The following is a 14,928-nucleotide window of genomic DNA, read 5'->3' as shown; positions in this document are numbered from 1 at the left end:
TTGGGAACGCCAGCGTCGGGTTAGATGTTGTCCTAAGTACCGACCCCGAGCATGAGGAAGGTGCCGTGACTGGAGCCCTTGCCCCAACCAAGCCGCTGACCGTCGCCGACCGATGCGACCGCTGCGGCGCTCAGGCCTACGTCCGTGCAGTCCTTGTAGGCGGCGGCGACCTTCTGTTCTGTGCCCACCACGGGCGCAAGTACGCAGAGGCCCTCCGCTCCAATGGGGCCGACATACAGGACGAGACCGACCGGCTCACCGAAACCCCGGCCGCCGCTCCTGACGAGGAGCGGTAGACCTCCAAATAGAGCGAGCCAAGGACGGCGGCCACCGGAGACGGTGGCCGCCGTTCGCTTTCTTTGCTTTCGCGCGCCCCGCAGCACGATGCGCCGATAAATGCAGAGAGTATGCGAGTGACTGCATACCGTAGCCATATTAGGACAGTGCCGTGATGCCCTCGGTCCTTCGTTTTCTCACCTCGCGGTGACATTCCTTACGCGGTAGTGATAGGCGGCCACCGGCACGAACCCCTCCGACTCGTACAGTGCCCTGGCGGGAGCGTTCCGCTCGACGACGACCAGGTACGCCCGCTCGCACCCCTGCTCGCTCCCCCAGCCGAGCAGCGCCCGCAGGACGCGCCGGCCCAGACCCCGCCTTCGCGCGTCCGGCGCGACGGCCATGGCGTAGACGCCGAGCCACTCCCCCTGGGGGACCCCGCGGCCCACGGCGAGACCGTCCACGCAGGCGTAGCCGGCGCTCACACCCGTCAGGATCCTCTCCGCCGCCCGAAGCAGGCGGTCGTGGCGACCGTCCACCGACCACCACAGATCGAGCCACTCCCGGGACGGGGCGTCCAGGACGTCCACGCCCTCCCGTTCGTAGGGTCCGCTCAGGTCGGCCGCCATCGCGATCGTCGGTTCGACGAGGTCGTAGCCTCGCCCCTCAAGAACCCCGTCGAGCCCCTCAGGCCGCGCTTGGGGGGCCATCAGGAACGCCGTCGGCAGCCCGAGCGCGGTGTAGAAGCGCTCAGCCTGCTCAACGGCCCGGTCCACGTCCCCTGGGTCGCCGACGGGCAGGACGGAGTTGGCCCGCTTGGTGACGCCGTCGGCGTGGCGCAGCAGCCAGCCGCCCATATCCTGTGCGGACGGCGCGGGCCACGCTTCGGCGACGAGTTCGTCCAACCGCCTGTCCAGGGGCCGCGCCATCTGTCACCGCTTTCGGGGGGATCGTGCACATCCTGCTGCCGCCGTCGGAGAAGAAGGCTACCGAGGGGGACGGTCCGCCCCTCGACCTGGCCTCTCTGAGCTTCCCCGGCCTGACGCCGACACGGCGGCGCGTCCTCGCGGCCCTGGGGAAGGCGTCCCGGGGCGCCGGCGCGGCGGAGGCGCTCGGTCTTCCCCCCGGGCAGGCGGGCGAGGCCCTCGCCCGCAACAAGGCGGTGCGCAAGGCGCCGACCCTGCCGGCGGCACGGCTCTACACCGGCGTCCTCTACGACAACCTCGACCTGGCCGATCTGGACCCGGAGGCGGCCGCCCGGCAGATCATCGTGTTCTCGGGCCTGTGGGGCGCTCTGAGGCTCACCGACCGCGTTCCGCCCTACCGGCTGTCCATGGGCGTGTCGCTGCCGCCTGGGCACAGCCTGGGGGCGTCATGGCGCCCGGCGATGCGCAAGGCCCTCCGCCTGGACGACGACCTGGTCGTCGACATGCGGTCCGGACCGTACGCGGCGGTGTGGAAGGCTCCCGGCCCGGCGGTCTCCGTCCGGGTGTTCCGGGAGCGGCTCGACGGCGGCGTAGCGAAGCGGACCGTCGTCAGCCACATGGCCAAGGCCACCCGCGGGCGGATCGCCCACGACCTGATCGAGGCGGGCGCCGCGCCGCGCACCCCCGAGGAGCTGCTGAAGGCCGTCTCCGGCCTCGGCCACACCGTCGAACTGAACGGTGCGAACCTCGACGTCATCCTGCACGACTGACGGCACGCGCCGGACGACACAGGGACGGCGCGCACACGGGGACGGCGCGCACGCGGGGGCGCGACAGCGGGCCCCGGCGAGATCGCCGGGGCCCTGCCGTGCCGCCGCAGGCGTCCGGTCAGTCCAGGTAGTCGCGCAGGACCTGGGAACGGGACGGGTGGCGCAGCTTCGACATGGTCTTGGACTCGATCTGCCGGATGCGCTCCCGGGTCACCCCGTACACCTTGCCGATCTCGTCCAGCGTCTTCGGCTGGCCGTCGGTGAGGCCGAACCGCATCGACACCACGCCCGCCTCGCGCTCGCTGAGCGTGTCCAGAACGGAGTGGAGCTGCTCCTGGAGCAGCGTGAAGCTGACCGCGTCGGCCGGGACGATGGCCTCGGAGTCCTCGATGAGGTCGCCGAACTCGCTGTCGCCGTCCTCACCGAGCGGCGTGTGCAGCGAGATGGGCTCGCGGCCGTACTTCTGGACCTCGACGACCTTCTCCGGGGTCATGTCGAGTTCCTTGGCCAGCTCCTCCGGGGTGGGCTCGCGGCCCAGGTCCTGGAGCATCTGCCGCTGCACGCGCGCGAGCTTGTTGATGACCTCGACCATGTGCACCGGGATGCGGATGGTGCGGGCCTGGTCGGCCATCGCGCGGGTGATGGCCTGCCGGATCCACCAGGTGGCGTACGTGGAGAACTTGTAGCCCTTGGTGTAGTCGAACTTCTCGACCGCGCGGATCAGGCCGAGGTTGCCCTCCTGGATCAGGTCCAGGAACAGCATGCCGCGACCGGTGTAGCGCTTGGCCAGCGAGACCACCAGGCGGAGGTTGGCCTCCAGGAGGTGGTTCTTGGCGCGGCGGCCGTCCTCGGCGATCCACTCGAAGTCCTCAAGGTCCTCTTCGGACATCGAGGGACCGGCGACGGCGAGGCGCTCCTCGGCGAACAGGCCGGCCTCGATCCGCTTGGCGAGCTCGACCTCCTGCTCGGCGTTCAGCAGCGGCACCTTGCCGATCTGCTTGAGGTAGTCCTTGACCGGGTCGGCGGTGGCTCCGGCGGCCGCGATCTGCTGCGCGGGCGCGTCCTCGTCGTCGTCGCCGAGGGTGAACCCCTCCTCCTCGGACGGGTTGTCGCCCTTGCCGGTCGGAGCGGCGGCCTTCGCGACGGGCGCGGCGGCGGCCTCGGGCTCCTCGGCCTCGGGCTCCTCGGCCGTGTCGTCCACGAGTTCGACCTCGAGGTCGGTCAGGTCCTCGTCGAGGTCGACGTCGACCTCGTCGTCGACCTCCGGGTCCTCGCCCTTGTCGGCCTTGTCGGACGGGGCGCCCTTGACCGGCTGGGCGGCGCCCTTCTTCGCCGGCGCGCCCTTCTTCGCCTTGGCGCCCTTGGCCGGTGCGGCCTTCTTCGGCGGCGCGGGCTTCGGAGCGGCCGGGCGCGGCGCGGCGGCGGCCTCCTCCGGAGCGTCGTCGCCGACGACGGCGGTCACCGTGTCGGGCTGCTCCTTGGCGGCGGCGGCGGTCTTGGGCCTGCGTGCCGGCGGCGTCGCGCGCTTGCGCGGCGGACGCTTGGGCGCCGCGGAGTCGGCAGCGCTCACCATGACGGTCACACCCTCCTTGCTGAGGCTCCGCAGAATGCTGGAGGCCTTCGACACGGGGATGTCGGCCTCCTCGAACGTACGTCGTACGTCGTCGGCTTCGAGGTAACCCTGGGACCGTCCACGCTCGATCAGTTGCGCGATGACGTGATCGTGCAGATCTGACGCTTTCGAGGTCGAGCTAGCAGGCGACACAAATACCTCTCGAACGAACGTGTGGCTTGGTTGACCCAAGTGCCCTGACGGGCTCGGCCTCACACTGGGTGGGACCACACACGGAGCGGACCTCCCGGTGCGGGACCGCAGCGTACCCGCTCTCTCTGGGTCAAGCATTCTGGCACTGCTGCGCATTCCGCCTTGGAGTCCTACCCGGTAACACTCCACCTTAGAGGGCGCGGGGCGGTCCTTCGAACGTGCCGGACCGTCTCGGCGCCGTCTTCGGCGGGGTTCACTCGGACTTGGGCGGGACGTGCAGGGCAAGCACGGTCACATCGTCTACCTGCTCATACCCGGCAAGCATCCGATCGACCAGGAAGTCGACGAGTCTCTCGGGATCTCCTACCACTTCAGGTGGGGCGTCCGCCGCGACGGCGACGAGCTCCTCAAGCCCGGCGTCCACCCCACGCCTACGGTTCTCCACAAGTCCATCGGAATAGAAGACCACAGTGTTGCCGGTCTCGATGGAAAAACTTGTCTGCTGCCGCTGGCTCGGCCAGCCGAGGGGCGTTCCAGGTTCCCGCGTGCTCACGCGCGCGGGCGTGTCGGGCGAGATCAGCAGGGCCGGAGGGTGGCCCGCGTTGCTGAGCTCCCCCTGCCCGGTCTCGGGATCGATGACCGCGTAGACGACGGTGGTGAACTGCTCCTCGTCCTCGGTGGCGCTGAACAGCCGGTCGAGCCCGGCCAGGACGGCGGCGGGGCGCGGATCGTTCAGCGCGAGGGCGCGCAGGGCGTTGCGGACGCGGCCCATTCCGGCCGCGGCGAGGACGCCCTTGCCCATCACGTCGCCGACCGCCACGGCGAGCCGGTTGTCGGCGAGGCGGAAGACGTCGTACCAGTCGCCGCCCACCTGCACGTGGCGTGTCGCGGGGTTGTAGCGAGCCGCCAGCGCCATGCCGGGCAGCTGCGGCAGGTCGCTGGGCAGCAGGCTCCTCTGGAGCTCCTCGGCGGTCTTGTGCTCGCGCTCGAACAGCAGGGCCCGCTCCACGGCCAGCGCGCACTGGCCGGCGAGCGCCTCCAGGAAGACCCGCTCCTCCTCGGTGATCTCCCTGGGCCGGGTGAAGGAGAAGCGGAGGGCGCCGATCGGCGCGCCGGCCGCGAGCAGCGGCAGGCCCACCCAGGCGCGCTCCTCCGTGTGCTGGGCGAACAGGTCCCGCTCGCCGTGGCCCAACTGCAGGCGCAGGCTGTCGGGGTGCTCGGCCAGGAACGGCCGGCTCTCGCGCACCGCCACCGACATCACGGTCTGGTCGCTGACCTTGATCTCGTCACGGGACGCCGAGGGCGTCTCGCTCTCGGACCCCGGCTGGGACGGGGCCACGATGCTGAGCCGCAGCTTGTCGTCGTCCAGCAGCGCCACCGCGGAGTAGTCGGCGCCGATGGCCGACCGCCCGACCTCGGTGATGACCTGGACCACCTGGGAGACGGTCAGGGCCTCGGCGAGCATGGAGGTGGCCTGCTGGAGGCGCGCGGTGCGCAGCGCCGCCGCCGACAGCTGCTCGGTCAGCCGGCCGCGCATCTCCTCGGCCTCGCGCTGGCCCGTGACGTCGGTGTTGGCCCCGACCCACTCGATCACCGCGTCGCCGCGCCAGATGGGCACGGCCCTGACGTCGAAGTGCCGGTAGGTGCCGCTCTTGGTGCGGATGCGGTAGTTGGTCTCGAAGACCCGGTTCTCCCCGACGCAGTCGCGCCAGTGCGCCTCGATGCGCGGCCGGTCCTCGGGGTGCACGACCGACAGCCAGCCGCCGACCGCGTAGTCGTCCGGCGTCTGGCCGGTGATGGCGCGCCACTCGGGCGCGTCGTCGATCACGCCGCCGGCCGGCGCGGCGACCCACACCACCTGGGCGCTGGCCTCCACGAGCGAGCGGTAGCGCTGCTCCTTGCGGCGGATGACCTCCTCGGCCCTGCGCCGCTCGGTCACGTCCTGGGCGGTCAGGACGACGCCCGGGTGCTCGTCGCCGCCGCCCTTGGCGGGCAGCCACGTGCACGCCAGGATCCGCTCCTCGACGGCGGTGGCCACGCCGGGCGCCGCACCGGGCGCCGCGGGCGGCCCGACCGGGACGACGATCTCGAGATGGTCGACCGGGCGGTCCTCGGCGATCACCTTCCGGAGCGCCGTCTCGAAGGCCGCCGCGAGCGCCTCGGGCAGCACCTCCGACGGCCGGCGCTGCTGGAGGTCGCGCACGCGCACGTCCAGCAGCGTCGCGAGCGCGTCGTTCGCCCGGCGGCAACGCAGGTCGCGGTCGAAGAACGCCAGCCCTTCGGGCGCTTCCTTCAGCAAGGTCGCGTACAGCGCGGCGTCGGACGCATCCATGGGCTGCCCCTCCACCCCTGAGAAGCGGGGATGCGGGACGGACGTCTCGGTGCTCAAGGACAACACCTCCGCCCCAGAGGGTCCCGTACCGCACGGCAATTATTCATCACTATGAGTGAATGGGAGCAGGTTAACGCTCCCGCCTCCATCACAACACCGGTCGGAGTCAGGTACTCATCATCCCGATGGTTCGCCGCCTACGGAAGCCCTGCTGAACATCCTTGTCCCTTCGGCCCCAGACGAACTCGTCGGTTTCGGACACCGTCATGGAGGGCACGCGGGGTGGCCCGGCACGGACGGCAAGTAGGAGATGTTACGGCGTGCATGCGTCACAGGGTGTCAACTCGCCCCGTTCGGCGAGTTCCACCCTGCTCCGACCCTACTGGGCGGCCTTGGCGGCGGCCTTCATTTCCTGCTTGAAGGCCCGCACCCTGGCGAGGGAGTCGGGGCCGGTGATGTCGGCGACGGACCGGTGCGAGCCCTCTTCGCCGTAGGCGCCGGCGGCCTCGCGCCAGCCGTCCGGCCGGACGCCGAACTGCTTGCCCAGCAGGGCCAGGAAGATCTGGGCCTTCTGCTTTCCGAAGCCCGGAAGGCCGTTCAGCCGCTTGTACAGCTCCTTGCCGGTGTCGACGCCCTTCCACACCTTCTCGGCGTCCCCGTCGTAGTGGTCCACGAGGTACTGGCACAGCTGCTGGACCCGCTTGGCCATCGAACCGGGGTAGCGGTGGACGGCCGGCTTCTCCGCCAGGAGCGCCGCGAACCGCTCGGGGTCGTGGGCGGCGATCTCGTGGGCGTCCAGATCGTCCGAGCCGAGCCGCTGCGCGATGGTGTAGGGGCCCGAGAACGCCCATTCCATCGGGATCTGCTGGTCGAGCAGCATGCCCACAAGAGCGGCCAGCGGACTGCGTCCGAGCAGCTCGTCGGCCTCTGGACGCTGTGCGAGGTGAACCTTCGTGGCCATGAGCTCAGCTTAGGGCGGCCCCCGGGCGCGGTCGGGGGCGGTGCCCGGATCTGTCAGAAGTCTTACGACGTCCGCCGAGCCCTGGCGAGCCGCAGGCGGTGGTGCTCGAATGGGGTCGTGAACGAGGACGAGCGGGCGGAAGGCAGCCCGGTTGGGCGAAGGGTCGTCCTGGGAATGCTCGGCCTCGGCGCGGCGGGGGTCGCCGTGGGAGCATCCGTCCAGGACAGGGTGAGCCGGGCCCTGGCGCCGGTGGGGCCGATCGGGGACGTCCTGCCGGCCGCCGGCGGGTTCCGTTACTACTCGGTCACGCCCAGTGTGAAACGGCACGATGTCGCGACGCACCGGGTGACCGTTTCCGGCCTTGTCGACAAGCCGCAATCATTTGGGATGGCCGATCTGGCGCATTTCCCGCAGACAGTGCTGGACAGGGACTTCCAGTGCGTGACGGGTTGGCGGGTGCCGGACGTGCGGTGGATCGGCGTGGCGCTGCCCGATCTGCTGGGGGCGGTCGGAGTCTCCGCCCGCGCACGGGCCGTGCGGTTCACCTCGTTCGACGGCGTCTACACCGAGTCGCTGACGCTGGAGCAGGCGCGACGCCGAGACGTCCTGGTCGCGACCCAGATGGACGGCAAGCCCGTCACCCATGACCACGGCGGACCCACGCGCCTGTATGTCGCGCCCATGTACGGCTACAAGTCGCTGAAGTGGCTCGGCGGCATCGAACTGACCGACCGGGTGAAGCCCGGCTACTGGGAGGAACTCGGTTACGACGTGGACGCCTGGGTGGGACGGTCGAACGGACGTAGCGATGCGCCGACCTGAGCCGTCATCGGGGCGGCTCGTGCGGTTCAGCCGGGCCGAACGCTCGATCCACCACGTCACCGCGCTGCTGATGCTGGTCTGCCTGCTGACCGCGGCGCTGCTCTACCTGCCGTTGCTGTCGACGCTGGTGGGTCGCAGGGAGATGGTCAAGACCGTCCATGTCTGGTGCGGCTTCGCCCTCCCCGTGCCCATCGTGCTCGGTCTGCTGTCTCGGGCGTTCAGGGCCGACCTTCGCCGGCTGAACAGGTTCGTGCCCGCGGACTGGCGGTGGCTCAGGCGCGGCGACCGCAGGGCCGTGCAGGACGGGCGCGGGGTCCTGCCCGTGGGCAAGTTCAACGCGGGCCAGAAGTTGAACGCGGCGTTCACGGCGGGCGCGATCCTCGTGATGCTCGGCACCGGCGAGATCCTGACCTTCCCGGGGCCGTGGGGCGACCGGTGGCGCACGGGGTCCACCTTCGTCCACGACTGGCTCTTCCTCGCGGTCCTCGTGGTGACGGCCGGGCACCTGTGGGAGGCGCTGCGGGACCGCGAGGCGCTCGCGGGGATGCTGACCGGGCGGGTGGACCCCGGCTGGGCCGCACGACATCACGCCGGCTGGGCCGACGCCGCGGGCCGGTCGCCGAACGCCGGTGGACGGCCGGGCTCCGGCGGGGCGAACGCGCAGGTGGACGAGGCGAGCGCGTGGGCGGGCGAGGCGGCGGCCGATCCCCGCGGAACGTCCGGTGAACAGGGGCCAGAATTTACACAACGACCTCCTGGCATGTCTTGACTCTCCCTGTTCAAGGGCTTGAATGTGACATCGAGAACCCCGTGCGCGGAGGTGTGCGCTGATGCCTGCACTGGCCGATCACCGGAACGAGACACGTGACGCGCTCGCACAACGGCTTTGCGACGAGTTCGGGTCCTTCCCGTCAGACGCGGTACGCCGGTGTGTGGCCGACGTCCAGGCCTGCATGGCCCATCTGGGCCTGGAGGCCACACCGGACAGGGTCGAACGGATGGCCCGGGAACAGCTCACCGGGATCCTGAAATCGCGGCCGCCCTCTGGGCGTGCGACCGCCGGCTGAGCGGCCGGTCGGCCGCGCGGGTGACGCGAAGGCGACCCATTCCGGCCTTCGGTCGCGTCCTGGCCACGGTCCGCGCCGGATCTGAGAGGCTAGAGGCGTGAGTCCCCGCAGCCGCAGCCGCTCCTCCGGGGACCCGGCCCGGGACGGCCCGCACCCCCCGGACGAGGTCTCGGCGATTTTCGACGGCATGCTCCAGCACGCCCGCGAACTGCTGGCGGTGCGCAGCCCCCTGGACGCGGAGCTCATCGTCAGCGAGATCCTCGGTTCCTGGTGGGGGCAGCGCGTCCCGGACGGCGACGTGGAGGAGGTCATCGGCGAAGCCCTGGTCGGTTACGCCGCGGCCGCCGCCACCCCGGCGGCGCTGGCCCTGCTCACCGGAATCGCCTACATGGGCACCCCGAGGCAGGCGGCCAAGGCCGAACGCGCGGCGCTGCAACTGATGAGCGACGGCGTCGCCCGGCCCGGCTGGGCCGACCGCGTCGGCATGGTCGAGCCCGAGGCGTGCTTCGCGTCAAGGGACGTCTACGGCGACCAAGACTCCGTCATCTGCACCTACACGTACGGGGGCGCCGAAAGGCACGCCCTGGTCATCCTGGTCGACCGCAACAGGGCCGGTGTCGTCCGGCCGCGCGGCGGTCCGTTCGCGTCCGGCGCGCCCGCGGGGCGGCTTCCGGCGAGCGGGATGGTCCGGGACGCCTGGGTCTCCTCGCGGGTGGACCGGCTTCTCGACCACACCCGCCGCGAAAGCCGCGACAACCCGCTGATGCGGTTCGAAGAGCTCGACCCGCGCGACACCAAGGCGTTGCTGCAGAGCGCCCTGGATCTCACCGACGAGACCGGCGATCCGCCGGTGAACGACAATTTCGGTTCCTACCACGCTTTCGTCCGCGCGCGAGTGGACATCCTTCCGCCGGGCGGGCGCCTGCCCCAGCCTCCGGTGTACGGGCGCGACAGGCGCGCCACGATCGCGACGCGGTTCCTCGCCTCGGACGAGGCGGGTGAGCTGTCGGACATCTCCGCGGCGATCCGGTGCGTGGACCAGATCATCGACTACGGCTGCGCCCACGACTTCGGGAGGCCGCTGCGGGTCAGCCCGCTCAAGTGCGAGATGTTCCTGCTCGACTGGCTGCCGCGCAAGGTCCTGCTCTCCCCCTCGGAGCAGGAGGCCGTCCCCCACGTCCTGGCCGCGTGGGTCCGCTGGGCCGGGCGGAGGACGGGACTGCCGGAAGAGGGCGTCAGAGCGACTCTGGACGCCCTGTGGGACGCCACCGCGAAGTTCTCCGCGGCCTACCGCGACCCGGCCGCGTTCGGTCTCGACCGGAGTCTGGTCGACCGGCTGCTGCCCGACGGCGACCTGGAGGCCCTCCCACGCCGCGCCTTCGCCCTGCCGTTCCTGTCGGGCACGCACCGGCCGGCGGGGCGGCACGGCACCGTCGACCTGTCGGAGCTCGACCCGGCCGACCCCGTCGACCGCCGCACCCTGCTGGAGTTCGAGCACCCGGGCGGCGACGAGGAGCACCTCGACGCGCACGCGCGGCTCACGGCGATGCTGTGGGACGGCGAGCCGCCGCACCTGTGGGAAACCGCCCAGTCGCTGCTGGACGTCGGCTACGAGCGCCATGCGGTCCTGCACAAACTCATCGACGTCCTCGACCGCTACGGGGACGTCCCGGAGGCTCTCCGTGAGGCCCTGCGTGTGCTTCGTCACGAACCCCCGCCCGACTGAACTCCTGGTTTGCGCGTCGCGCTCCCGGCGACAATCATCGGGTCCCGGGCGCGGTCTCGCGGGGGTCGGCACCGGCCCCTGGTCGTAGGGAGTGATCTTGTTGGAGTGGTCCGAGTTCGCCCGGCGCCTGGGACGTGAACTGGCGGGTCTCGAACGGGACACGATCCTGATCGTGCGCGAGCGCGACGAGAGCCGCCACTACGTCCAGGCCATGCGCGAGCCCGACCGGCTCTACGCCGAGGCCGTCAGCAACAACTTCCTCGAAGGCCCGCTCCTGCTCACCCTGGCCGACGAAGAGGTCATGAGCGAGTCGGGGTGGCGCCCGCCCGCCGACCCCTCGCCGCGCAACTGGTGGACGGAGCTCCCAGAGGGGGGCATGCCGGGCGGGATGCTGAGCGTGACCGACGCCGACTTCTCGCGCTTGGCCGACGTCATGGTCACGGCGCTCCGGGACGTCCAGGGCGTCCGGCGCCCGTCCGACCTCGTGTACGAGTCGTTCCACCGGCACGGGTCCGGCCTCATCGAACTGCTCGACTTCGGGATCGAGGTGGCCGATCGGTCGCGCGTGAGCAAGCGCCGCGCGTCGTCGGGCGGAGTCCGTCCCACTGCCGACTCCCTGCCCGGCGCCGATCCCTTGCCCGCCGGTACCACCCCGGCAGGAACGCGCCTGCCGCTGCCGGATCAGGCGCTGCCGGGCATGGACGCGGAGCTGCTTGAACCACGTCTTGCCGAAGCCAAGGCGAACGGCGACAACACCACCTACTTCAAGCTGCTGGAGAACGCCGACCTCGTCCTGCCCGCGACCGCCTCCGCCGTAGAGGACCCCGACCGCGCCGAGTTCCCCACCATCACCATCGGCAGCGGCACCTACGTCACGGTGTTCACCTCGCCCGGGGCACTGGCGCGCACCGGCGACCGGCACCCCGGCCTGTACCGGCGCACCTCGTTCGCCAGGCTCGCTGCGGGCTGGCCCGATCCCGCGTGGCGCCTGGCCATCAACTGGGGCCTGCCCAGCGAAGTGCTCCTGGACTCGTCCGTCATCGGCCGGTTGCAGGGCGGCCGGGCCGGGGCGCCCGAGCCCCTCCAGTACGACCCACTGCCTGACGAGCCCAACCCGTACGGCACGGTCGACCCCAACGCGCTCTCCGGGCCGAACCCCGTCGCCGGTGGCTCGGCTGCCCCGGTCAACGGCTCGGCCCCTGGCACGCCCGCCCCAGAGGGTTCTGTTCCGGGCGGTTCTGTTCCGGGCGGAGCGGCACCGGGTGAAGTGCCGCCGGTTGGGGCGGTCCCTTCGGCGGACGCCCCGTACGACGACGCCCCGTACGACGACGCCCCGTATGACGACGCCCATACGGCGGTCGACCCGTTCACGACGGCCGACCTCCGAGCGGCACTCGACGCTGGCGGCGCCCCGCCGAGGACATCGGAACCGGCCACGGCGGCGCCTCTCGGCGCGCCCACCGATCCCCCTCCGGCTGACACCCCGCCAGCTGACACCCCGCCGGCTGACACGCAGTTGCCCGGCAGCGGCCCGGTCGGCATCCCGCAGGAGCGGTCGACGCACCGGGCGCCCGCTCCTGGGCCGGGCCCCGCGGGCGTCCCTGTCCGGCCGCCGCACGGCACGCGCCTGTGGCGTTCGACAGGCGAGGGCGAGCAGGCACCGGTCGCCGTCTACGACGCCATAGGCGGCGTCTGGACGCCCGTGAGAGCCGACGCGGTTCCGGCTCCCTGGACCGAGTGACGCGCCCTTCGGCTACCGTCGAGTACGGAATCCCGCCCCGCACGTGAAAGTGAAGCCCCAGTGGACTGGAACGACTTCGCCAGACGGCTGACACTGGAGCTTTCACGGCTGCCGGTCACGTCGTTCCTCATCGTGCAGGGTCCGAGCGGCCTGCCCTACGTCCAGGCGATGCGTTCCGAGGGGACGCTCGACGCCGAGGCCGTCGGCAGCGCGTTCCTGCCCCGCCCCCTCGCGTCGCGGCAGGAGCGGCGGCTGAGGGCGCTCGGCTGGGAGCCGCCGGACGAGGAGGACCGCAAGAACTGGTGGGACCGGCTCACCTTCCGCGAGCGCGGCGGCCGCGCCTCCTCGGAACTGCTGGAGACCTGCGCCCTGCTGGCCGGGCAGATGATGGGCGCGTTCCGCGACGTGTACGGCATCGAGTCCCCGCTCGAACTCGTCTACCAGGCGAGCAAGGCCGGTCCCGACGGCGGGCCCCTGGCCCTTCCCGGTCTCGGCATCCCGCTCGCCGTCCCCGAGGACGAACGTCCCGCCCAGGCCTCGGCGCGCCCGGCGCGCCCGTCCGGGTCGGCCCTGGAGGCGGCCCTGGGCGAGGCCCGCGAGCGCGGTGACCAGCACGGCTACCTGGAGCTGCTCGCGCGCGCGACGCTGTACCTGCCCGCGCCCGGCGATCCGGAGGGCGGCGATCACCAGTTCGCCACGGCGCAGTTCGGCGACGGCACGTTCGTGCTCGCGTTCACTTCGCCCGAAGCCATGGACCGCTCCCTCCAGGGCCAGGCGGTCCACCACCGGCAGGCGTCGCTGGCGGAGCTGTCGCGGCGCTGGCCCCACCCGGAGTGGCAGCTCGCCGTGAATCCCGGCCTGCCGAGTGCCTGCTACCTGGACGCCAACGCCCTCCTCGAACCCGAGGAGCCCTCGACGCCCACGCCGCCGGCGCCGACCGACGTCCACGTGGCCGGCCCCTCGTCGCGCCGCCGCTCGTCACGCGGCTCCGCGTCCCGCGCCGGGGGCGGCGGCGCCCCGGCCGGCGGACGCCGGGCCCCCAGGCCGCCTCAGCGCCCGGAACCGGCGGGGCCCCGAACCGAGACACCCTCCGCGCCGTCCGCGCCCTCACACGCGAGCACAGCGCCGCCGGACGGCCCGCCCGCGCCGGAGGCCGGCCCGCCCGCCCGGCGGCGGCCGGCTCCGGCCCAGGCGCCCCCGGCTCCGCCGCGTCGTCCCGAGGTTCCCGCCGCCGGACGGGCCCCGGCCACCAGGGAGACTCCGCTCCCGAAGGAGCGGCCGGTCGCGAAGGAACGGCCGGTGGCCCGGGAGACGCCAACGGACCCGCAAGGCCTGCCCGCACGGAAGCCGGACGTCCCCCCGCCCCCGTCCCGCGAGACGCCGAGCGATCCTCACGGGCTTCCTGTGGCGCCGCTCTACGGTCAGCGGGAGCGTGCACGAGCCGACACGACGCGTCCGAGCACAGACCCTGGGCGACCACGCACCGAGCCCAAGCGACCGAGCACGGATACACGGCAGCAAAGCGTCCCGGCAGCCGCCGCGCAGGCCTCGCCTACCGACACGCGGACCCGTGCAGAGAGAAAGCCCAGCATCGTCGAACGCGGTGCCCGGTCCACCTCGGGAGCGCGGGGCCCAGCGCCCCAGACACAGGGGCCCGCGGACGCGTCCCAGGTAGTGGTGATGCAGAAGGCCGTGCGGCCCGAGCATGTGCAGCACTATCTGGAAGGCGGTTACGACCTGGTCGCCGGTTACGTGCACCGGTTCCAGGACGTTCAGGAGCTGAGGAGCCCCGCCGCGCTGATCCGGGCCTTGGGGCTGGTGTACGAAGGGTCGCCCTTCGCGCCCGCGGACGAGCAGATCTTCGTGATCCGCTGGCCGGCCGTGAAGCCCGCGCTGTTCCGCCGCCCGCTGGGCGGCATCGACGAGTGGAGCATGGGCATCATCCCGGGCGGATGGGTCATCGAGAAGGCGCCGTTCCCGGGATCGGGGTACGCGCCGGGCGACGGGCCCGCCATCCCCGAGTTCAAGGTCGAGAGCCAGCGCCTGCCCCACGGGGCCGAGATGTACCGGCTCGACGCGCAGGGCAGGGAGTCCCTCGTGGCGGGATACGACGCCGATCTGCGCAGGTGGCTCGTGAAACTGCCGGGAGGCCACGGATGAGCATCCGGCAGGGCTACTACGCGGGCTGGCGGGGCGCCGACTACGAGGCGAGCCCGGACGGAGACCAGGTGCGTCTCTACGCCACGGGACACGTCGAGGGGTTCAGCCAGGTCTCGCCGGACCGGTACGTCCAGGTGGTGCCCCTGGCGGACGTCGACAGTCTCCAGTACGTGACCACACACTGCACGTGGCGGGGCGAGCCGTTCGTGGTCCTGGGCGAGCACGAGGGCTGGCTGCGCGTGGAGTACAGCGGCGGCAAGGTCCCGGTGGCGGAGCGGCTCGGCCTGGAGCCGTTCGACCGGGGCGTGTACCAGGCGTGGGCGTCCCGGCACGAGGTCGAGGACCTTCGCGAGGAGACCGTCTGAGCACGGGGATCGGTGGC

13 protein-coding genes are annotated in these 14,928 nt (G+C 71.9%); 9 read left to right on the top strand and 4 right to left on the bottom strand.

The window, feature by feature from the left end; all coding sequences use genetic code 11:
* Nucleotides 1-65: 65 nt before the first annotated feature.
* A complete protein-coding gene (locus ACQEU6_RS41530; RefSeq protein ID WP_230298700.1) occupies nt 66-296 on the top strand; it encodes a DUF7455 domain-containing protein in 231 nt (76 codons plus the stop codon).
* A 177-nt stretch (nt 297-473) separates the two neighbouring features.
* Here ACQEU6_RS41530 and ACQEU6_RS41525 read toward each other — a convergent pair whose 3' ends face one another.
* Entirely contained in the window at nt 474-1,205 is a 732-nt protein-coding gene (locus ACQEU6_RS41525; RefSeq protein WP_499339204.1) for a GNAT family N-acetyltransferase, read from the bottom strand.
* 23 nt (nt 1,206-1,228) lie between these two features.
* On the opposite strand from ACQEU6_RS41525, the gene ACQEU6_RS41520 reads away from it, so the two are divergent.
* The gene (locus tag ACQEU6_RS41520; RefSeq protein ID WP_499339202.1) at nt 1,229-1,972 is read left to right on the top strand and encodes a YaaA family protein; all 744 of its coding nucleotides are present in this window, start codon (nt 1,229-1,231) and stop codon (nt 1,970-1,972) included.
* A gap of 118 nt (nt 1,973-2,090) precedes the next feature.
* On the opposite strand, the gene ACQEU6_RS41515 is transcribed toward ACQEU6_RS41520, so the two are convergent.
* The 3 genes from ACQEU6_RS41515 to ACQEU6_RS41505 all read right to left on the bottom strand — a co-directional run bounded on the left by ACQEU6_RS41515 (nt 2,091) and on the right by ACQEU6_RS41505 (nt 7,030).
* On the bottom strand, nt 2,091-3,737 hold the full coding sequence (locus tag ACQEU6_RS41515) for an RNA polymerase sigma factor (RefSeq protein WP_499339201.1): 1,647 nt from the start codon (nt 3,735-3,737) through the stop codon (nt 2,091-2,093).
* A gap of 253 nt (nt 3,738-3,990) precedes the next feature.
* A complete protein-coding gene (locus ACQEU6_RS41510) occupies nt 3,991-6,126 on the bottom strand; it encodes a SpoIIE family protein phosphatase (protein WP_499339200.1) in 2,136 nt (711 codons plus the stop codon).
* A gap of 322 nt (nt 6,127-6,448) precedes the next feature.
* Nucleotides 6,449-7,030 carry an HhH-GPD-type base excision DNA repair protein gene (locus ACQEU6_RS41505; RefSeq protein WP_499339199.1) on the bottom strand — a complete coding sequence of 194 codons (582 nt, stop codon included), beginning with the start codon at nt 7,028-7,030 and terminating at the stop codon, nt 6,449-6,451.
* Nucleotides 7,031-7,147: 117 nt separating this feature from the next.
* On the opposite strand from ACQEU6_RS41505, the gene ACQEU6_RS41500 reads away from it, so the two are divergent.
* The 7 genes from ACQEU6_RS41500 (at nt 7,148) to ACQEU6_RS41470 (ending at nt 14,911) form a co-directional block, all read left to right on the top strand.
* Nucleotides 7,148-7,852, top strand: a complete 705-nt coding sequence (locus ACQEU6_RS41500; protein ID WP_499339198.1) for a molybdopterin-dependent oxidoreductase — start codon at nt 7,148-7,150, stop codon at nt 7,850-7,852.
* On the top strand, nt 7,839-8,621 hold the full coding sequence (locus tag ACQEU6_RS41495) for a cytochrome b/b6 domain-containing protein (RefSeq protein WP_499339196.1): 783 nt from the start codon (nt 7,839-7,841) through the stop codon (nt 8,619-8,621). Before ACQEU6_RS41500 ends, ACQEU6_RS41495 begins: the two co-directional genes overlap by 14 nt.
* 61 nt (nt 8,622-8,682) lie before the next feature.
* Entirely contained in the window at nt 8,683-8,919 is a 237-nt protein-coding gene (locus ACQEU6_RS41490) for a hypothetical protein (protein WP_499339194.1), read from the top strand.
* A 187-nt stretch (nt 8,920-9,106) separates the two neighbouring features.
* On the top strand, nt 9,107-10,645 hold the full coding sequence (locus ACQEU6_RS41485) for a hypothetical protein (RefSeq protein ID WP_499340520.1): 1,539 nt from the start codon (nt 9,107-9,109) through the stop codon (nt 10,643-10,645).
* A gap of 97 nt (nt 10,646-10,742) precedes the next feature.
* Complete coding sequence (locus ACQEU6_RS41480) at nt 10,743-12,386, top strand: SseB family protein (protein WP_499339193.1); 1,644 nt, start codon at nt 10,743-10,745, stop codon at nt 12,384-12,386.
* A gap of 60 nt (nt 12,387-12,446) precedes the next feature.
* Complete coding sequence (locus ACQEU6_RS41475) at nt 12,447-14,546, top strand: SseB family protein (RefSeq protein WP_499339191.1); 2,100 nt, start codon at nt 12,447-12,449, stop codon at nt 14,544-14,546.
* On the top strand, nt 14,543-14,911 hold the full coding sequence (locus ACQEU6_RS41470; RefSeq protein ID WP_499339190.1) for a UCP033725 family protein: 369 nt from the start codon (nt 14,543-14,545) through the stop codon (nt 14,909-14,911). Before ACQEU6_RS41475 ends, ACQEU6_RS41470 begins: the two co-directional genes overlap by 4 nt.
* The last annotated feature ends 17 nt before the right edge of the window (nt 14,912-14,928 follow it).

The sequence above is a fragment of the Spirillospora sp. CA-108201 genome (genome assembly GCF_050936235.1).
GTDB lineage: Bacteria > Actinomycetota > Actinomycetes > Streptosporangiales > Streptosporangiaceae > Spirillospora.
This window is presented reverse-complemented; position numbering and strand designations above follow the sequence as displayed.